The organism is Indolivaga macrotermitis, from assembly GCF_900128985.1.
GTDB classification, from domain to species: Bacteria; Bacteroidota; Bacteroidia; order Bacteroidales; family Dysgonomonadaceae; genus Dysgonomonas_A; species Dysgonomonas_A macrotermitis.
Genome location: NZ_FQUC01000001.1, coordinates 771,183 through 790,997, shown reverse-complemented (window position 1 = coordinate 790,997; position 19,815 = coordinate 771,183). Strand labels below are relative to the sequence as shown.

Here is a 19,815-nt window from a genome sequence, read left to right as displayed (position 1 = left end):
TTTAAGATTGGGGAACTCTATGGTTTTAAAATACTTGTCAAAACGGAGGAAAGCCAAAAAGAAGGCTCGATGTTTAAAGACAACCGTTTCTTTATTGAGGGAGAGGGTAATATCAAATACTCCTATAACAACGGGCATATTGCGACAGACCCAATATTGGCATCAGTTAACTTCCTGAAAGCATTGGAAAGGATTCCTGCTCATATTGAGAAATACCAATCGGACAATCAAAAGCTGGAAAAAGATCTGCCTGTACTCAGAGAGGTAATGGATTCGGTATGGAAGAAGGAACCGGAACTAAAAGAGCTTAAGTCGCAGTTGGATTCACTCAGCAGGCAGATCAACCTCTCATTGGAGAATAAGGACAAAAACCAGGGACAAGCGCAAGCGACGAATGTTCAGGGGGAGAAGGATATGAAACCGGAAGTATCTGTTTCGGCGCCTACCGCAAACATCCGGGAAGAACCCTCCGGTATTCGTTCCGGACAGCCTATGTCTATCAAAGACATAGTGGAGGCCAATCCCGGCAGAATTATTATCGCCAGCCCTGATACGGGATTCCGGCAAGAGTCACAACCGGTAAAACCCAAAGGCTTTAAATTGTAAAGCAAGTAAAAAAAACAGATTGTAGAATATAATAAGCAGCAAAATATGGAAGTAAAAATGATAGAAGGCAAGGTTTATGAGCAACTCAGGCAATGTATAAAAGCCCTGTTGAGCCGGACCGCCAAATTAAGACCAAAGCCAGTGAGTGAAATATGGTACAACAACGAAGAGGTCTGCCGCCTGCTGGGCGTGTCGCTCAGGACACTGCAAACCTACCGGGACAAGGGACTAATCCCTTATTCGCAGGTGGGGCACAAGTGCTACTACAAGATAAAGGATGTGGAATGCTTTATTGAGAAGAACAGGACAGAAATGGGTTAAAAGAAGAGATAGATAATATTTAAACTTATAAAAGACTAACAGATATGGATGTACATGATATTTTAAATTACAGGTCTTCCGAGATACTCGATTTATTCCACGATTTTGAAAAAATAAATGAAGATATTTCCGGCTATGTGGATACCCATAAGCATAGCTTGTCAGACGAATCCTTTCTGGGGAACAAGGAGGTGTGCAGGCTATTGAAAATTAGTCCCCGTACTCTCCAGGATTACCGGGACAAGCGGCTAATCGCCTTCTATAAACTGGAAGGCAAAATCCGGTACAAAATGTCCGATATCCTCAGAATGCTGGAAAACAATTATTATGACGTATGGAAGCAGAAGAGGTAATTCCGGACCATTGACAGCGACAGCTAAGAATAAAAATACCCGAATGAACATTTGCCATTCGGGTATTTTTTATGTGATAAACGAATCCGGCTTCAATCCAGACAAAATCTGCCGTTCCCAATAATGGAGCCGAAACACCGGTTCCCGTTGGTAGCCTGTGTCTTTATCTATCGATGATTTGAAATACCTGTGGGTTTATTCTTTCTGTTATTTAGATATTTGTTAAATTTGGGGGTAAATCACAAAATACCTTTGAATGCAAAGAAATGGAACATTACAAAAAGATTACTAAATACTGGAGGGATTCTCTCGTCGACAAACAGTTTTCACAGGGAAAATATAAGTCGTCCGATTTAGCAAAAAACTTTCTGCTGAATGACAAAAACGCATTCTTTAGAGTAAATAGTAAAAATGTACTCCAACGTTTATTTTCATCGGAAGACAACACTGTTGAAACCTCATATATTCCATTTTCATTCAAGAAGGTCACCAGCCACAATAAATATGAAAAAGATTACCGACCGGAAATACTTTTCCCTGTAATTTTCAAAGTTCAGGTTTCTGAGTATGGTTTTATCTATCCTACCGATAAACCGGTTATTCCGAGGGATTTATTGCTTCCTTTGGACAAAGAGGATTTTTTCATAGGCAATATGGATGATTATGATTCGTTTGTAACCAAAAATGATATCCCCGCATTTGAATTCTCTGAAACTTCCGAATGGGAGAAATATTATTCGGAAAGCATTGAATCCGGGTATACAAAAGGATTAGTCGCCCATTTATTGGAAGAGTCGGTTATCGATGGCAAACAAGCTGAAGAAGATCATAAAAAATTAGTCAAATTGCTACTTGGAAAGAAAAATGCAAAAAGGAAGTTTCTTGACATTGTCAGCAGATATAATGGTGAATGGGAGAAAACTATTGAAGATGTATTGGCCGGTGACCCGGAATTTAATAAAGCTATCGAACCGTATATTACAAAATGGAATGATTATTTAAGATACATTGATAATCTTTTAGATAACGTTATTGAATCTAAAGAAGTATTCAACCATTATGAAAAAACAAATTCCGCTTATTTTACCAATGGCGAATTGGATATTTCTTCAAAAATCACCGCTGTTTATGAAGATATTTATACGCGTGACGAGAATCCGGATCTGAGCCTTTTTAGAAATTATACAACAGTTGAAGAAGGAAGCGAAATACCGGTAATAGGCTCTAACAATTTCTTCTCCAAAAGGTTAGGACACAATAACAATAAACATCCTTTAGCCGATGCGCAACGAACCGCTGTTTCTGCCCTGCTGGGTGCGCAACGGGGAGAAATACTGCCTGTAAACGGTCCTCCCGGTACAGGAAAAACAACGATGCTGCTTTCGGTAGTTACCTGTTTATGGGTGGAGAATGCCGTAAAAGAAACAGACCCACCGGTAATTATAGCCAATTCTACAAACAATCAGGCTGTAACCAATATAATAGATGCTTTTGCCAAAGATTTCTCTGAAGGAGAAGGCGATTTTGCAGGCAGGTGGATTGACGAGGTAAACAGCTTTGGAAGTTATTTCGTATCGAGTATGCGTTCAGCTGAAGCCAGGGATAAAGGCTACCTCACAGAGGATGCCGTAAAAGAGATGGAAACGGAGGATTTTTATGTCAAAGCAAAACAATCTTTTTTAGAAAAATCAGAAAAGGCTTTTCACAACAAAAATATAACGGTTGAAGAGTCGGTTCGAAGATTGCATAAATTATTGCTGGAAAAAAGGTCTTTATTGACAGATATCGAAAAGACTTATGAAAATTACCACAAGTCAGGGACACAGATTAGTGAGATTTTAGAGATTGACTATAAAAACAAAGATGCTGTAACAGATATTGGTGAAACACTCGATGAACACCAAAAAGATATAGAAGGAATTAAAGACAAGTGGGAGAGATATTTAGCGTCAGAAAGTCTTTTTCTATCCGCATTGTCATTTCTTCCATTTGTCAGAAAAAAGCGTAATCTGAAAGCAAAGGTATTTGCCAAAGGGAACGGTTTTTCCAAACATTTTGATATAGATAATCTGGATGCCGGAAGATTTATCGATAAAGTAAACGATAAAGAAGCGATTATCCTTGCCAACATCCAAAAACATGACTCATTCAAGGAGGCATTGAATGATTATACTCATGCGCTTAATAAATTAGAAAATAATACGGACCCGAATTTAGCGTTTATAGAAATTGACAAAAAAGCGGATACCAAAATAAGGTTTGAAATGTTTCTGGTAGCCACCCATTATTGGGAGGGGCAATGGTTGCTCGAGATGGAAAAACTGCTCGAGAAAGGGCATCTGAATAATACCCACTGGAAGTATAAAAATATATGTGAAAATAACTGGCGCAGGAGAATGAAAATTACACCATGTGCTGTAATGACCTCTTACATGCTGCCCAATTACTTTTCTTTTTCAAGGAAAATTCATGATAATCTGAATAAGGTAGATTATTTATATGACTTTATCGATCTGTTGATAGTCGATGAAGCAGGACAGGTATCTCCCGAAGTAGCAGGGGCCGGATTCTCTTTAGCTAAGAATGCGCTGGTTATCGGGGATACCAAGCAAATTCCTCCGATAAGCAAACTGACCAAAAGTATTGATATCGGGAATCTCCATAAGGCAAATCTGATTTCAAAAAATCAGGGGACAGATAAAATAGACGAGGCCTACAAAGAATTACAAGCAAAAGGAATTGCCTCAGATGGAGGCAGTGTGATGAAAATCTCACAAAACAGGTCAAAATATTATCCTGAAAAGAAATTGGAAAGAGGTTTATATTTATATGAGCACAGAAGGTGTTACGATAATATCATAGCATTCTGTAACGAATTATGTTACAAAGGAGTCCTCAAGCCTATGCGCGGTGAAGTTATGAAAGATGCCATCCTTCCCTCAATGGGCTATCTAAACATTGAGGGTAAATGCATGAATGTTTCAGGGAGTAAGCAAAATGAACTGGAAGCTAAAGTAATAGCGGGCTGGATCATCAGCAATTATAAAAAACTGAGAGAGGCATATAATGGAGATGAGATAAAGGACATCGTTGCAGTAGTAACACCTTTCAGGGAACAGTCCCGAAAAATAACAGAGTATTTAAAGGAGTCCAAAGATAAAAGTATAAAAGAAGAGCTTTCTCAGATAACCGTAGGAACAGTTCATTCGTTGCAAGGTGCGGAAAGAAAAGTCGTATTGTTCTCCCCGGCCTATTCCAGGCACAATAAAGGTAGTTTTATTGATAATGACAGAAGTATGCTGAACGTTTCCGTATCACGGGCGAAAGACAGTTTTTTGGTTTTTGGCGATATGTCGCTATTTAACAGGCAATCCGTATCCCTGACCGGCATATTGGCAAGATACCTGTTTGAAAATGAGATTAATGGACTATCATACGAGTATCAATATTCAAGGGTATTTGTAAGGGATGATCTGGTGTCTAAAGAACATTTCCCTCAGATTCTCACGAATTATGAAGAACATGATGAGTTCCTGAAAAAAGTATTCAGTGAAGCTGCCCGAAGAATAGTTATTATTTCTCCGTGGATCATTTATTCTACCATTGAGAAAAACGGATATGACAAATTACTATCCGGGAATACGAAGGTTACCATATATACGGATGAAAAATTCAATACTTATACTCAAAATAAACCCGATAAGAAAAAAGAAGAGGAATTTGATTTAACCTTGAACAAACTAAATGAACTGGGCGTTGACGTAAAAGTCAAAAATAATATCCACAGTAAAGTTGTTATAAAGGATAACGATACGATGTGTATCGGCTCTTTCAATTGGTTTAGTGCACAAAGAGGAGGCCTGTATTGCAACACAGAACATTCCATCGTGTATCAGAGTGAAAGTGCTAAGGATGAAATCGAAAACATTCTGATGCAATTAGTATGAAAGAGACTGATGTTTAAATAATATTGGAAATAACTATGACGCATGGAAGCCGGAACAGTAAATTCCGGATCATTGACAACAACAGCGAAGAATAAAAAATACCCGAATGGCAACATCCATTCGGGTATTTTTGTAATATACAGAGCCGGGATTAATTCAAACAAAAACCAGCCGTTCCAGATAATGGAGCCGGAATATTACTGCCCGGATAAACACATCGCCCGACAAACCACTGCCTGAGTATTTTTGCATTGTATGAATCAATACGGAAAGCCATTGCTATAATCACAACCAGATTCACTTCCCGTATATCATATCTGATGTGTTTTCTGTTGACATATAACTCATATTTACAGGATTCTTCCACATCAATGATATTTTCTTTAAGTACTGCATCCAGACAGGTATTTACCTTTTGGATGCTGACACCGAACAACTCCGGCAATTCCGCTTTTCGAAGCCATACCGTCGAATTTACAGGCTGGAATACAACCCCCGGTTTATTGTTATAGTCCGGTTCTATGGATAATTTTCCCTTATCTTTCATATAGCCTCCTGTTTTAGTTCATTAACCGTATTTGTGTCCGTACCTGTTTTTACCTGTGTCCCGGGAAGCATGTATTTGTTTCCCAGGCGTTTTTCCAGTGCCTGCATGTCTTCCTCTACTTTCTGATGGGTTATCTTGGCATAGATCTGTGTCGTATTTAAATTCTTATGCCCCAGCATACGGCTGAGCGTCTCGATAGGGATACCGTTCGACAGGCAAACGGTAGTCGAGAATGAATGCCTGCTCATGTGGAATTTTAAAACATCCAGTTTGATTGCCACCCTCAGCTTTTCCAGGTATATACGTGCTAAAGAATAATTTGGTACAGAAAAAACCTTCGCTTTTGCATTCATATCAGCGTTTCTATATTTGTTGTAGATGGCAAGCGGTATCTCCAACAAAGGCACAACAGCCTGTGTTCCCGTTTTCTGCCTCCTGATGCGTATCCACACCATGCCTTTGCCATCGGTGGAGATGTCCTTATTCCGCAGGTTCTGTAAATCGCTGAACGACAATCCTGTAAATGCAGCGAAAATAAACATGAGGCGTATGTATTCCACATCTTTATCCTTTTGCGTTGCATTCAGGATTGTATCCAAATCTGTTTTGGACAGCCACTTGCGGGTGGTATCTCCGGGACTGCATGGAAAGGAAGCAAACGGATTTTTACGGATAATCCCCCGGTTGATGGCTTTGCGAACCATACGCTTCAATTTCATAACTACATTGAACACGGTAGAAGGGGCATATCCAAGACCGACTTTCAGGAAGAATTCAAAGTCTTGTATAAACGAAGGCTGCAAATCATCGAAGGCAATATCTTCCAGTCCATATTTTTGGGTGATGAATTTCCCTAAAGCTTTATAAGCCTGGTCATACCCATCATAGCTACCCCTCGACTTGGTGATACCGACACTTTTGATATATTCTTCATTATGCGCCTTGAAGCCAGCCAAAAGCATCGGGACTTGTGATTCCCCGCCAAGAAAAGCATTCTTCAACCGTTCGGCTGTTACGCACGACTCTTTCTCAATCAGCCTGTGGTAATGCTTTTTTAGTTCATTGCGACAGGTCTCCAGTTTTTGATTGAGAGCCTTATCCGGTTTCTCCTTTCCTGAAGAGCGTCCCTCCTCTACAGACCATAAGGAAGGTGAGACTTCCTCTTTTATACTGAACTGCGCTATTTTCCCGTCTACGGTAATCCTGCACATGACAGGGCATTTCCCGTTCTTCCTGATTTTCTGTTTGTTGATGTAAAACAATATATTGAATGTACTGCGCATAGTTGATTGTTTTTTTATCGGTTCAGTTAATAAACTATTCAAATGCCTGTTAGAGCATGGTTAAGGTAAATTTTCCTGCTATTTGTTTCGACAGCAGCTGCATATCCTCCCTGATCTTGTCGATAGACAGTTCAGCATATCGCTGGGTTGTTTTGATGTATTTATGGCCGAGCATGCGGCTGACTGTTTCAATAGGGACACCTTCGGAAAGCGTAACGATACTGGCGAACGAGTGCCGGCTCATGTGGACTCCTATTCCCCTGTCGAAACCACATCGTTTTGCAATGGCGTTAATGCCCCTGTGTACTACCATTTTATCCGGCACATCAAGTACCCGCCCGTCTGTCATAACTCCCCTGTATTTGTCGATAATGGCAAGGGGGACAGCCAGGAGCCTGACACGGTATTCAACGCCCGTCTTTTGCCGTTTGGCTACAATCCACCTGCTGCCGTCTCCCATTGTTTTTATATCATCGCAGTTCAGGTGTTTCATGTCTATATACGAAAGCCCCGTGAATGTCCCGAAGAGGAAAACGTCTTTTGACTTTTCCTGCCGTCCGTTTTCAGGTACTGCCTGCATAAACCTGTCCAGTTCTTCTTTTGTCAGTGTTTTATGGACAATATCAGCTTTCTCCATTTCAAAACCATCAAAGGGGTCACGGGATAAAATCCCGTCATTGACTGCATTGCGTATGACTTTCCGGAAGTAAATCAGGTAAGAGTTGCTCGTGCCGGTTGATAACTTACGGTCTACACGCAAATAATCGTAGTAGTCCTCGATATAAGAAAAAGTCAATGCTTTGAGTGGAATATCGTTCAGTTTAAGTTTTTGACGTATAAACTGTTCCTGCGCTTTATAAGCGAAGCGATACTGTTCATAACCGGCCCGGCTGTAGTCAATTCCTGTACGCCGGGCGATTCCCTCATTCATCTTTGTGAACAAGTTCAGGATTGTGTCCTGTGCCGAAGCAATACCCTGGACTGCATTTTTCAGGTCACCGGCATCTACTTCCCTGTGGATTCCGGCAAGTTCCCTGTAACGGATATGGATGATCAGGTTGATGTGGTCGATGGCGCGGTTGACATCCCGGGCCAATTTGCTTTTTCCGCTCATCCGTCCTGCCTTGGTATCCCACAGTCCGGGATCGGCGTCTGTTTTCAGGCTGAATACCGACATGCCCCTGCCGGTTTGGATGCGTCCCATCACCGGGCAAAGTCCATTCTTTTTTACATGGTTCTTTTTCAGGTAGAACAAAACCTTTAGTTCCTGTTTCATAGGCTCATTTTTAGTTTTTTGAAATTACTGTTTATGAGCTGTCTGATCCTGTGAAATATAAAGCAGGCAGGGACAACAAAGCCTCACTGCTAAATTTGATTGCCAAAAACGAAATAACTTTGCCTTTTTACCCCCAAATCACTGTCGTTTTACTATCTTTAGCAGCGGATTTCGTTATAAAAAACAGGTAACGAACTGGTAACGGAAAGACTGCTAAAAGGCGCTTTTTCCTGCTTTTTTGAATGAGGAAGAATAACGCAACCTGATACCTTATCTACTGATTGACTGATTGATAATATTAAATTTTATTAATCGGCAAATAGGTGTTACCTTTGTTACCTTTTTATTCTGCCTGAGATCAAGCAATTATCCTTAAACAACGTGACAAAGGTGACAAAAGTGACATCTTTTTCTCTTTTTTTATTCACCCTTTTTTAGTTTTCATTTTTATCGTTTTCAATATTCCAAAGAACCCTCTTTGTATATAGATAAAAATAACACGTACCTATAATCGAAAATAGAGACATATCCCTGATATAATAAGGAGATTACTATAGCCGGATAATCACAAGGATTATGCCTACTTTTGGGTGGAGTAGCCCTCCTACTGCTAATTATTCATTATACCCTTACATTCTTTATTCATTAGAACGCAAGCAGCACAACATAAAACAGGTATTATTAAATGAACCTTTCAACTACAGGTTCGCATTATGTAACAAGAAAAAGGGGAGCCATGGCTCCCCTTTTATCTTTATCCCAGCAAGAAATATACAATTATTTAGTCTTGTCTTTTTCCACTCCATCTACTACTTTCTTTGCATCGGGAGGTGTTTGTTTTTTCTTCACTCCACTTCTTTCCAATAGTGCATCTATGGTAGGTTCTTGTCCTCTGAACTTCACATACAATGCCATCGGGTCTTCGGTATTCCCTTTCTCCAATACATTTTTACGGAAAGCTTCCGCTGTTTCTTTATTGAAGATTCCATCTTTCTTGAATGCTGCAAAAGCATCTGCATCTAATACCTCAGACCACTTATAGCTATAATATCCGGCAGCATATCCTCCTGAGAAGATATGTCCGAATGCAGTCGACATATTTGCGCCATCCGCTACGGGAAGCAGTGCAGTAGTAGCCATAGCTTTGCGTTCGAAGTCTTTTACATCTCCTTCGTATGGAGTTTGTAAAGTATGCCATGCCATATCCAGATATCCGAACGAAAGCTGACGATAGGACAGATATCCGGCGTTGAAATTCGAAGCATCGATCATTTTTTGTACGAGTGCGGCAGGAATAGCTTCTCCTGTTTTATAATGCTTTGCAAAACGATCCAGATATTCTTTTTCAGTCAACCAGTTTTCCATCACCTGAGAAGGCAGTTCAACAAAGTCGCGGGCAACATTTGTACCCGATAATGTTTCGTAATTACATGCGGTAAGCATTCCATGTAATGCATGACCAAATTCATGCAAGAAAGTTTCAACCTCGTCAAATGTCAGTAATGCAGGTTCTGTTTCAGTCGGACGGGTAAAATTCATCACAATAGAAACGTGCGGACGAGAGTCTACTCCATTTACTTTATACTGTCCTTTATATTCGGTCATCCAAGCACCCTGACGTTTTCCGTCACGTGGATGAAAATCCGTGAACAACACTGCTAAATATTGTCCGTTAGCATCAAATACATCAAAGGCTTCTACTTCTGAATGGTAAACAGGTATCTCGGTATTCTTTTTGAATGTCACACCATATAAATCTGTTGCCAAACCAAATACGCCTTTCTTCACATTCTCCAATTCGAAATAAGGACGAACCATTTCGTCGTTCAGGTCATATTTCTCATTTTGGAGCTTCTCTGAATAATAAGCCCAATCCCAAGGTTGAAGGATAACTTCTTTACCTTCATATTTAGATGCGAATTTCTGAACATCTGCTACATCTTCTTTTGCTCTTTCTTCAAAAGCATCATATAAGTTGTTCAATAAATTGTAGACACCTTCTTTATTCTTTGCCATCTTATTTCGCAACGAGAATGTTGCATAATCAGGATACCCCATCAGCTGCGCAATTTTCATACGGATATTAGCTATTTGGCGTACATTCTCCTGATTATCGAATTCACCACCGGCAACACACTTCGTATTATAAGCCAGATAAAGCTTTTCACGTAAGTCGCGTCTTTCCGAGTATTTCATAAATGCAATATAACTAGGTGCAGACAGGTCGAACATCCAACCCTCTTTGCCTTTGGCTTTAGCTTTAACCTGTGCCGCATCGCGAACGCTTTGCGGAAGGCCTGCCAACTCTGACTCGTCTGTCAAAAGCATTTCAAACTTATTGCTTTCTTTAAGCGCATTCTGCCCGAAGTTCAAAGTCAACTTGCTTAACTCGCTAGATAAAGCCCTGTATGTTTCTTTATCTTTAGCTGATAAAGTCACACCTTTATTCTCGAAACCTTCGTATATTTTTTCCGTTAACCGGATTTGTTCAGGATTCAGTCCTAAATTATTCCGTTGATCATAAACAGCCTTTACTCTGGCAAACAAAGTTTCGTTCAGGCTGATATTATTGCCATGATCTGATAATTTGGGAGATACACGTTGAGATATTTCCATCATTTCGTCATTGCTCTCGGCGCTCAGCAAGTTAAAGAACACATTACTTACCTGCGATAATAACTCTCCCGATTTTTCGTATGCTTCGATCGTATTGGCAAATGTAGGAGCCTCGGGGTTATTTATAATACGATCTATCTCCGTATTATGTTCTTCCATTCCTTTTTCGAAAGCCGGCTCATAATGCTCGTTCTTGATTTTATCAAAAGGAGGTGTACCATGAGGGGTTTTATATTCGGAGAAAAATGGATTTTGTGAATGTATATTTACAGTCATAATCGATAATAATAAAATTAAGATAAAGCTTTTTCTCATAAAAAACTATGATAATAAGTTAGTAATATTGTCAAAAAGTGTACCAATTAGCCGCAAAGTTCTTCTTTTTTGTGTACAACTACAAATAAATCCGATAATTCATCGGAAGAACGTTTGATTTAAAGCAATATTAAAGTTATTTTTGCATCGTTTGGGATAAAAATACATCCACTCTAAAAGAGCTTATTGCCAAAAGAATAAGTATATTGGCTGATTATTTAGGTCACAGGCCTTTTTATTATTTCATTAAGCATAATAACAACAGTTTGTTATGTTTCGAAACTGGCTCATAAAAGTAATTACTGTTATTTACATTTCTTTATTATGATTGATTATATAAAAGGGGAGATTACAGAACTAACGCCGGCATCTGTTACTCTCGAAACAGGCGGAATAGGTTATTTTATCAGCATTTCGTTGAATACTTACTCAGCGTTAGAGCATAAGAAAAACGAAAAGTTATTTATACACGAATCTATTCGTGAGGATGCACATCAATTGTTCGGATTTATCAACAAGCAAGAGCGTGATTTATTTATATACTTAATAAGCGTCTCGGGGATAGGAGCAAGCACCGCCCGTATGATTCTTTCGTCTATGACCATACCCGAACTCGAACTTGTGATCTCTACAGGCAATGTGGATATGCTAAAAACGGTAAAAGGTATAGGCCTGAAGACTGCACAACGTATTATTGTAGACCTGAAAGATAAAATAAAGGTTTCCGGTGAAGGAAGTCTGGATACCGGAATAAGCAGCGAAACTGCAAGTGAATCGATCGCCGCATTAGTGATGTTAGGCTTTGCCCAGGTGCCATCTCAAAAAGCTGTTGCCCGAATATTGAAGGAGAAACCTGACAGTAGCATAGAACAAATCATCAAAGCTGCATTAAAGATTTTATAAAATTTTTGATCTGGACGTAAAAATCGGGGAAATCTATTGGATAAGAATATTAAATATTTTATTCTAATCACATCACTTCTTATATGTGTATTTAGCCTGTTTTCGATTCCATCGGAGAGGGTTGAAAACAACTTGTCTTTCCCTTACGCCGATTCAGAAATAGCATTACCGGAAGATACGGGAACGATATACCCTGTCCGGAAGACACAAATAAACAATTACGAAGATATAACCCGCAAAACTCCTATAGACTTACGTGATCCGTCGAATGTCCAAACCCAGGTCGAATACGATGTCACACACAATGTCTACTTATTCAAAACAAAGATAGACAACGACGAATGGATAACTCCCTTTACCCTGAATCCTCAGCAATATCTGGACTATAGCCTGAAAGAATCGATGTCGCGGTATTTCAAGGAAAAGAATGATGAGACATTTGCCAACAAAGATAAAAAGGACGGATTCTCGCTGAAAGACATTAGAGTGAACATGAGTAACCTCGAGCGTATTTTCGGTCCGGGTGGTGTTCAGGTCAAAACTCAGGGATATGTGGAATTATCCATGGGTATTAAAAATACGAAAACAGACAACCCTACCCTTTCGCAAAGGAACCGTAACAGAACTATGTTCGACTTTGATGAAAAGATACAGGTAAATGTCGATGCTTCGGTCGGAGACAAGGTCAATTTCGGATTGAATTATGACACGCAGTCCACTTTCGATTTCGATTCGAAGAGGGCTAAACTTGCTTATGAGGGGAAGGAGGATGAGATAATACGCTATCTCGAAGCCGGAAATATCAGTATGAATACGACTAACTCTCTTATAACAGGAGCCTCTTCGCTATTCGGGGTACGTGCAGACCTTCAGTTTGGTAAGTTAAGAATAAATACCGTTATATCGCAAAAAGAGACCCAGAGCCAGACTGCCAATTCGTCAGGCGGTGTTCAGACTACAACTTTCGAGTTTAAGGCAAATGCTTATGACGAAAACCAGCACTTCTTTTTATCCCAGTATTTCCGTGATAATTTTGATTATGGGATGAGCAAACTCCCCTATATTCAATCATCCATACTTATCAACAAAATAGAAGTCTGGGTTACCAACGTACAAGGCAATTTTGATAATGCACGTAACCTTGTCGCTTTTTCGGACTTAGGTGAATATGATAAAATCGGGAATTCGAAATGGTCTAAACAAGGACGGTTAAATATTCCATATAATGCGGCGAACAACCTGTATACTACTATCAACTCTTCGTACAGTGGAGCACGTGACAAAGATCAGGTGAGTACTGTACTAACAGGTGCCGGACTTGAAAACGGGCAGGATTTTGAAAAGCTCGAAAACGCAAGAAAACTGGAATCATCGGAATATACCTTCAATGCTCAGTTAGGATATATATCACTGAATTCTTCACTTAACTCAGATCAGGTTCTAGCTGTAGCTTTCGAATATACCAAAGGCGGAGAAACTTATAAGGTAGGGGAATTTGCCAGTGAGATACCATCTCAATTAGGTAGTGCAACCAAATCAGGAGCTATATTTGTAAAACTTTTGAAACCCGTTGCACTGTATCCTACTTCATATACTTGGGACCTGATGATGAAAAACGTCTACAAACTGGGTTCGACACAAATACAGAAAGACAAGTTCAGGTTAAACATTAGTTATCAAAGTGATACCGTAGGGACTTATACCAACTATATTCCGGAAGGAAATATCAAGAATGAACTACTGCTGAGAGTTATGAACCTCGACCGCCTGAATTCGTCTAACAATACAAATCCCGATGGGATATTCGATTTTCTTGAGGGGTATACAATTAATGCAGAAAGAGGACGGATTATTTTTCCGGTAGTCGAACCTTTTGGCGAACATCTACGCAAAAAGATAGGTAATAATGCTATTGCCGACAAATACGTTTATCAGGAACTTTACGATTCCACAATGACCGTAGCCGAGCAGATTGCCGAAAAGAATAAATTTAGGATAAGCGGTTCTTACCGGGCGTCAGCCTCATCGAGTTCGGTTATCAGCCTTAATGCTATGAATGTAGCCAAAGGTTCTGTTACAGTTACCGCCAACGGTACCCCCTTAACCGAAAATTTGGACTACACAGTCGATTATATAGCAGGTACTGTTACCATTATCAACCAGAGCCTGATAGATACAGGAACACCTATCAGTGTCTCTTTGGAAGACCAATCGCTATACAGTATGCAGCGGCAGACTCTGTTAGGGTTAAACCTGAGTTACGACTTCACCAAGAACTTCAATGTAGGAGCAACTATCCTGCATATGTATGAGAAGCCGTTGACCTACAAGACATCCGTAGGAGAAGAAGCACTGAAAAATACTGTATGGGGGTTAAACACCTCATACCGCACCCAGTCTCAATGGCTGACTAACCTGATAGACAAGCTGCCTTTTGTCAACGCAACGGCTCCTTCCGAGATATCGCTAAATGCCGAATTTGCACAAATGATACCCGGGCATTATGAGAACCAATACACCGGAGGATACTCTTATCTAGATGATTTCGAGTCTGCAAAAACCCGGATATCATTGATCAATGCTTATGGCTGGAAGCTTGCAGCAACGCCTTTCGATAATAGTTCATCCGCTTTATTTCCCGAGTCGCAGCTGACCAACGATATCACATACGGAAACAACAGGGCGCATCTTGCATGGTTCAATATCGATAATCTTTTCACACGGAAAAGCTCGTCCCTGACACCATCCCATATCACCTCGAATGACAAGTCCGACCCGTATGTCCGCGAAATCGGTATTGAAGAAATATATCCGGGAAAAGATGTACTGTCAACCGAATCTTCCGCAATCACTGCACTCAACCTATCTTATTACCCTATACAAAGAGGACCGTATAACTTAGATGCGACAAATATAAATAGCGAGGGTGAACTCCTTACTCCTGAAAAACGCTGGGGTGGTATTACCCGCAAACTTGACAATACAAACTTCGAGAGCAGTAACATCGAATACATCGAATTCTGGCTACTCGATCCCTTTATTTACAATGATACGGCTATAGTAAAAAACACGGGAGGAGACCTGTATTTTAACTTGGGAGAAATATCTGAAGATGTACTGAAAGACGGTAAGAAATTTTTCGAAAACGGTTTACCGACCGATCCTAATTCGACCGACTATGCGACTACGACTTGGGGACGGGTACCTACACGGCAGTCCACGGCGTACGCCTTCGACAATACCTTAAGCGACGATGCCCGTGCACGGCAAGATGTGGGATTCAACGGTTTAAGTACAGCTGACGAGCTTTTATTTCCAACTTATGTTTCCTATCTGAATGCTTTGGAATCCAAACTATCATCGTCTGCCCTTTCCAGAATGAAGCAAGACCCTTTCTCTCCTTTTAATGATCCGGGTGGAGACAACTACCACTATTACAGAGGATCGGACTACGACAGAGATAAAGTAGGCATATTGGATCGTTACAAATACTTTAATGGAACTGAGCGAAATTCTATTACCGACAGTAACGAAAGTTATTCGACTGCGGCAAGTGCTGTTCCCGATGTTGAAGACCTGAATCAGGATTATACAATGAACGAGTCTGAAAATTATTATCAGTATAAAGTTACACTCGATCCTGATCGGATGGCAGTCGGTTCAAATTATATTTCCGAAGTGCGGGAGGTCAATGTAAGACTGGCAAATGGAGAAACAACCACGAATAAATGGTATCAGTTTAAAGTTCCTATCAACGATTATAATAAAAAGGTTGGAAATATACAGGGCTTCAAAACCGTTCGTTTCATGCGGATGTTCCTTACTAATTTTAAAAAGGAAACATTTTTACGTTTCGCGACACTCGACCTTGTGCGTGGCGAATGGAAAACATACGGACAGGTGTTAGACGATGGTGTTAATCAGGGACAGGGAACTATAAATGCCTCGGCTGTAAACATTGAAGAAAATGGTAATAAGACTCCGGTTAACTATGTAGTGCCTCCGGGAGTAAAAAGAATTGTAGACTCCAATCAATCACAGCTTGTACAAGACAACGAACAAGCATTGGCTTTACAGGTTCTTAATCTTGAGCCGAATGATGCCAGAGCCGTTTACAAAAATACGGTATACGACCTTCGCCGTTACAAGCGGATACAAATGTTTACACATGCCGAAGAAATAATAGGAGGAACGGATCTTAGTAAAAACGAAATAAGTGTATTCTTAAGGCTTGGTTCGGATTATAAGAACAACTATTACGAGTACGAGATACCTTTGAGTATTACTCCTGCCGGCAAATACAATACGAATAATACCAATGATCAGGAAATAGTATGGCCACAAGAAAACATGTTTGACTTTACGCTGAAATTACTGACCAACCTCAAACTCGAGCGGAATAAAGAAAAACGTAAAGCAGGATCGTCCACATCCTATACGACTCTGTATACGATCAATGACCCCGACAATCAACAAAACACCGTTAGTATCATCGGTAACCCTTCATTATCGGATATACAGGTAATGATGATAGGTATACGTAACAAATCGAGAACCGTAAAATCGGCCGAAGTATGGGTAAACGAACTACGACTGACCGACTTCGACGAAGAAGGAGGATGGGCTGCTCAGGGAAACCTCAATATCAAGTTATCGGATATCGGATCGGTAAGCTTTACCGGACGTAAAGAGACCATTGGGTTCGGATCGATCGACCAGAGCCTGAATGAGCGACGGAGCGACGATTACTCTTCGTACACTATAGCTACGAATCTCGATTTCGGACGCTTCCTTCCGGAGAAAGCTAAAGCGTCTATCCCATTCTATTACTCATACTCGAATCAGACTACAACCCCAAAATACGATCCTTTGGATCAGGATATAACGCTGGACGAATCACTATCGTTGGTTAGTACAAAAGCGGAGAAAGATTCAATTAAAAATCTGGCTCAGGATAAAACTACAACCAAGAGCCTTAGCTTCTCCAATGTCAAATTCGACATTAAGAGTAAAACCCCGATGCCTTATGACCCCGCCAACTTTACATTCGGATATGCTTATAGTGAAACCGAAGTAACTAATCCAACCACGGTCTATGATGTTTCGAAGAATTACAAAGCATCGTTAAATTATTCGTACTCTCCGACAGGAGGAAAATGGGAACCATTCAAAAATCTTGAAAGCAAAGCTCCGTTAGCAAAATATCCGAAATCGTTATCGATCAACCTGCTACCTAGTAATATTTCTTTCAACTCTTATATCACGAGATTCTATACCGAAACTCTGACAAGGGATCTCGAAAGTTACACACTGGGAGGAAATAACAGTAACAATGAATTTTTGTCATGGAATCAGGAATTCTATTGGGACAGAGATTTCAGTATAAACTGGGACTTGCTGCCCAATCTTAAAATAAGTCTCCAGACAGGAACACGTGCCGAGATAGAAGAACCTTACCTGCAAGTAAACAAAAAACTAAACAGGGACGATTACGAAATTTGGCGCGATTCGGTTATGCGGAGTATTCGTAATCTGGGAGACCCATTATCATACAAGCAAGCAGCAAAAGTAACCTATACCTTTCCGTTCAACAATATTCCGTTCCTGAACTGGATCAATTCATCAGCCAATTACGATAGCCAGTATACATGGGACAGAGGTGCCGAAGTAGACTCTGTAGAGGTTGGTAATATTATAACAAACAATATTACTTTCTCGTCAAACAACAGGTTTGATATGACAACCTTATACAACAAATCACCCTTCCTTCGCAAAGCGAATGAAAAATTCGGCTCCAACAACCGAAGGCCATCTACCCAGCGAAGGCAAACGAATCCGGTCAGGTTAAAGCGTTTTAATCAAGAGGTCGCATTAAATCCCGACTCTGCTACTGTTGTATCCCACGGACTCAACAGTAAAAATATTGATGTTGTAGCCAGACGCGATGGACGGATAATCAAGATAAAGTATAAGCGGATCGATGAAAATAATATCCGCATAAATCTGAAAGACACGGCAAATATACAACTCAGCATCTCACAAAAAGGCGATATTGAGGAAACGACACTCTACAAGGTAGCTCAATATGCAGCCAGAGGAGTGATGTCGTTACGTTCGTTCTCGATTAATTATTCAGCCCGGAACGAAACTGCAATAAGCGGATTCAGACCGAGTATCGGGGATGCCTTCGGACAAAAGAGAACCGAGTATGGAATAACACCCGGACTAGACTTTGCCTTTGGTTTTAAAGGAGGAGAGGAATATCTCGACAGGGCTTTGCATAATGATTGGCTTGTATTAGACGAGAACAATGTATCTCCGGCTGTATATAATTCAATACGGAAACTGGACATCGAGGCTCAACTCGAACCGGTCAGAGGATTTAAGATCAGATTAACGGCTTTACGGGAAAAGAATGACCGTACATCGTATCAATACTACAATTATCCCTCATCCACAATCAAGACTCTGGGCGGTAGTTTCACGATGACGACTATTTCATTATCATCCAGCTTCGATAGTGGAAACTCTAAGAACGGGTACCACTCGAAAGCTTTCGAAAAGTTCAGACAAAACCGGGATGTTATAGCTTACCGTCTGGAACAACAATACAATGGCATTACTTATCCGAACACCGGCTTTATCGCTTCATCCGGATTAGGAGGCAATCAATATCAAACCGGAACAGGTGAGAATGTAAATATCAATTCGTCCGATGTGCTAATCCCTGCATTTATTGCAGCTTATACAGGAAGGAATGTAAACTCTGTTTCGCTGAATCCTTTCATGGCACTTTCATCTATACTGCCCAACTGGCGTATCACATATGACGGGCTTACAACTTTACCTTGGTTTAAAGATAAATTCAAGAATCTCGTAATCAGCCATGGATATGTATCCCAATACAGTATCGGTTCATATAATTCATTCTCCAGCTGGATAGATGCCGGAAACGGGCTCGGTTTTATCAAGAATTTAGATGATACCCCCATGCCGGCACCATCTTCGATATATGACATATCGGCAGTCAGCCTGATCGAACAATTCAATCCTTTATTCGGAGCCGAAGGTACAATGAACAATAATCTTACGATCAAGGCTCGTTATAATTATACAAGGTCTTTAAATTTAAGTATCAGCTCATTCCAGATAGTAGAAAACCTACAGAAAGACCTTATCATTGGTGCCGGATACAGAATTAATGAATTTAATAAGATTATGGGATGGAATAAGAAAAAACAAAGCGGATTCAATAATGACCTGCTGTTGAATGTAGACTTATCAAGGAGAACAACCCAGTCTCTGATCCGTAAAATTGAGGACGGGTTTACCGAAGCAACATCCGGTACTACTATCTTCACCCTTAAATTCTCCGCCGATTACAGTCTAAGTAAAGCACTTGTTATGAGAGCCTATTTCGACCGCATAGTGAACTCGCCTCTTATTTCGACCTCGTCCTACCCTACCGCTAACACTAATTTCGGTGTTAGTCTGAGGTTTACACTTGGCGATTGAGAGCTGTACCAACCTTACTTTTTATTTAATAAATCTAATAAAATAAAAAAATACACGACTTCCCTTTTTTTCATAATTTGTTAAACAAAAATAGATTATCTTTGTTAAAACTAAAATTAAAGAAGTAAAATAG

Annotated in this window: 9 protein-coding genes and 1 pseudogene; 6 read left to right on the top strand and 4 right to left on the bottom strand. The window is 40.2% G+C overall.

Annotated features, from left to right (window positions below):
* The 4 genes and pseudogenes from BUC12_RS03320 to BUC12_RS03305 form a co-directional block, all read left to right on the top strand.
* Positions 1 to 606: pseudogene (locus tag BUC12_RS03320) on the top strand (DNA methylase); the annotation flags it as partial.
* A gap of 45 nt (positions 607 to 651) precedes the next feature.
* A complete protein-coding gene (locus BUC12_RS03315; protein WP_062175805.1) occupies positions 652 to 927 on the top strand; it encodes a helix-turn-helix domain-containing protein in 276 nt (91 codons plus the stop codon).
* Positions 928 to 971: 44 nt separating this feature from the next.
* Complete coding sequence (locus tag BUC12_RS03310; protein WP_062175803.1) at positions 972 to 1,280, top strand: helix-turn-helix domain-containing protein; 309 nt, start codon at positions 972 to 974, stop codon at positions 1,278 to 1,280.
* Between the two features lie 266 nt (positions 1,281 to 1,546).
* Complete coding sequence (locus BUC12_RS03305) at positions 1,547 to 5,227, top strand: AAA domain-containing protein (RefSeq protein WP_062175801.1); 3,681 nt, start codon at positions 1,547 to 1,549, stop codon at positions 5,225 to 5,227.
* A 151-nt stretch (positions 5,228 to 5,378) separates the two neighbouring features.
* On the opposite strand, the gene BUC12_RS03300 is transcribed toward BUC12_RS03305, so the two are convergent.
* From BUC12_RS03300 to BUC12_RS03285, 4 genes are all read right to left on the bottom strand, one after another.
* On the bottom strand, positions 5,379 to 5,774 hold the full coding sequence (locus BUC12_RS03300) for a hypothetical protein (protein WP_062175800.1): 396 nt from the start codon (positions 5,772 to 5,774) through the stop codon (positions 5,379 to 5,381).
* The gene (locus tag BUC12_RS03295) at positions 5,771 to 7,057 is read right to left on the bottom strand and encodes a site-specific integrase (RefSeq protein ID WP_062175798.1); all 1,287 of its coding nucleotides are present in this window, start codon (positions 7,055 to 7,057) and stop codon (positions 5,771 to 5,773) included. Before BUC12_RS03295 ends, BUC12_RS03300 begins: the two co-directional genes overlap by 4 nt.
* A gap of 49 nt (positions 7,058 to 7,106) precedes the next feature.
* On the bottom strand, positions 7,107 to 8,333 hold the full coding sequence (locus tag BUC12_RS03290) for a site-specific integrase (RefSeq protein WP_062175796.1): 1,227 nt from the start codon (positions 8,331 to 8,333) through the stop codon (positions 7,107 to 7,109).
* 777 nt (positions 8,334 to 9,110) lie between these two features.
* On the bottom strand, positions 9,111 to 11,264 hold the full coding sequence (locus BUC12_RS03285; protein ID WP_062175794.1) for a M3 family metallopeptidase: 2,154 nt from the start codon (positions 11,262 to 11,264) through the stop codon (positions 9,111 to 9,113).
* A 324-nt stretch (positions 11,265 to 11,588) separates the two neighbouring features.
* Between BUC12_RS03285 and ruvA the strand changes: the two genes are divergently transcribed.
* Both ruvA and sov read left to right on the top strand, forming a co-directional pair.
* Positions 11,589 to 12,167, top strand: a complete 579-nt coding sequence (gene ruvA, locus BUC12_RS03280) for a Holliday junction branch migration protein RuvA (RefSeq protein ID WP_062175793.1) — start codon at positions 11,589 to 11,591, stop codon at positions 12,165 to 12,167.
* 36 nt (positions 12,168 to 12,203) lie between these two features.
* Entirely contained in the window at positions 12,204 to 19,682 is a 7,479-nt protein-coding gene (gene sov, locus BUC12_RS03275) for a T9SS outer membrane translocon Sov/SprA (RefSeq protein ID WP_062175791.1), read from the top strand.
* The last annotated feature ends 133 nt before the right edge of the window (positions 19,683 to 19,815 follow it).

What these genes read in the sequence shown, in the direction of transcription:
- BUC12_RS03295 (WP_062175798.1), bottom strand. Translation starts at nt 7,057, where the DNA reads ATGCGCAGTACATTCAATATATTGTTTTACATCAACAAACAGAAAATC.
- BUC12_RS03310 (WP_062175803.1), top strand. Translation starts at nt 972, where the DNA reads ATGGATGTACATGATATTTTAAATTACAGGTCTTCCGAGATACTCGAT.
- BUC12_RS03300 (WP_062175800.1), bottom strand. Translation starts at nt 5,774, where the DNA reads ATGAAAGATAAGGGAAAATTATCCATAGAACCGGACTATAACAATAAA.
- BUC12_RS03285 (WP_062175794.1), bottom strand. Translation starts at nt 11,264, where the DNA reads ATGAGAAAAAGCTTTATCTTAATTTTATTATTATCGATTATGACTGTA.
- BUC12_RS03290 (WP_062175796.1), bottom strand. Translation starts at nt 8,333, where the DNA reads ATGAAACAGGAACTAAAGGTTTTGTTCTACCTGAAAAAGAACCATGTA.
- BUC12_RS03305 (WP_062175801.1), top strand. Translation starts at nt 1,547, where the DNA reads ATGGAACATTACAAAAAGATTACTAAATACTGGAGGGATTCTCTCGTC.
- BUC12_RS03315 (WP_062175805.1), top strand. Translation starts at nt 652, where the DNA reads ATGGAAGTAAAAATGATAGAAGGCAAGGTTTATGAGCAACTCAGGCAA.
- ruvA (WP_062175793.1), top strand. Translation starts at nt 11,589, where the DNA reads ATGATTGATTATATAAAAGGGGAGATTACAGAACTAACGCCGGCATCT.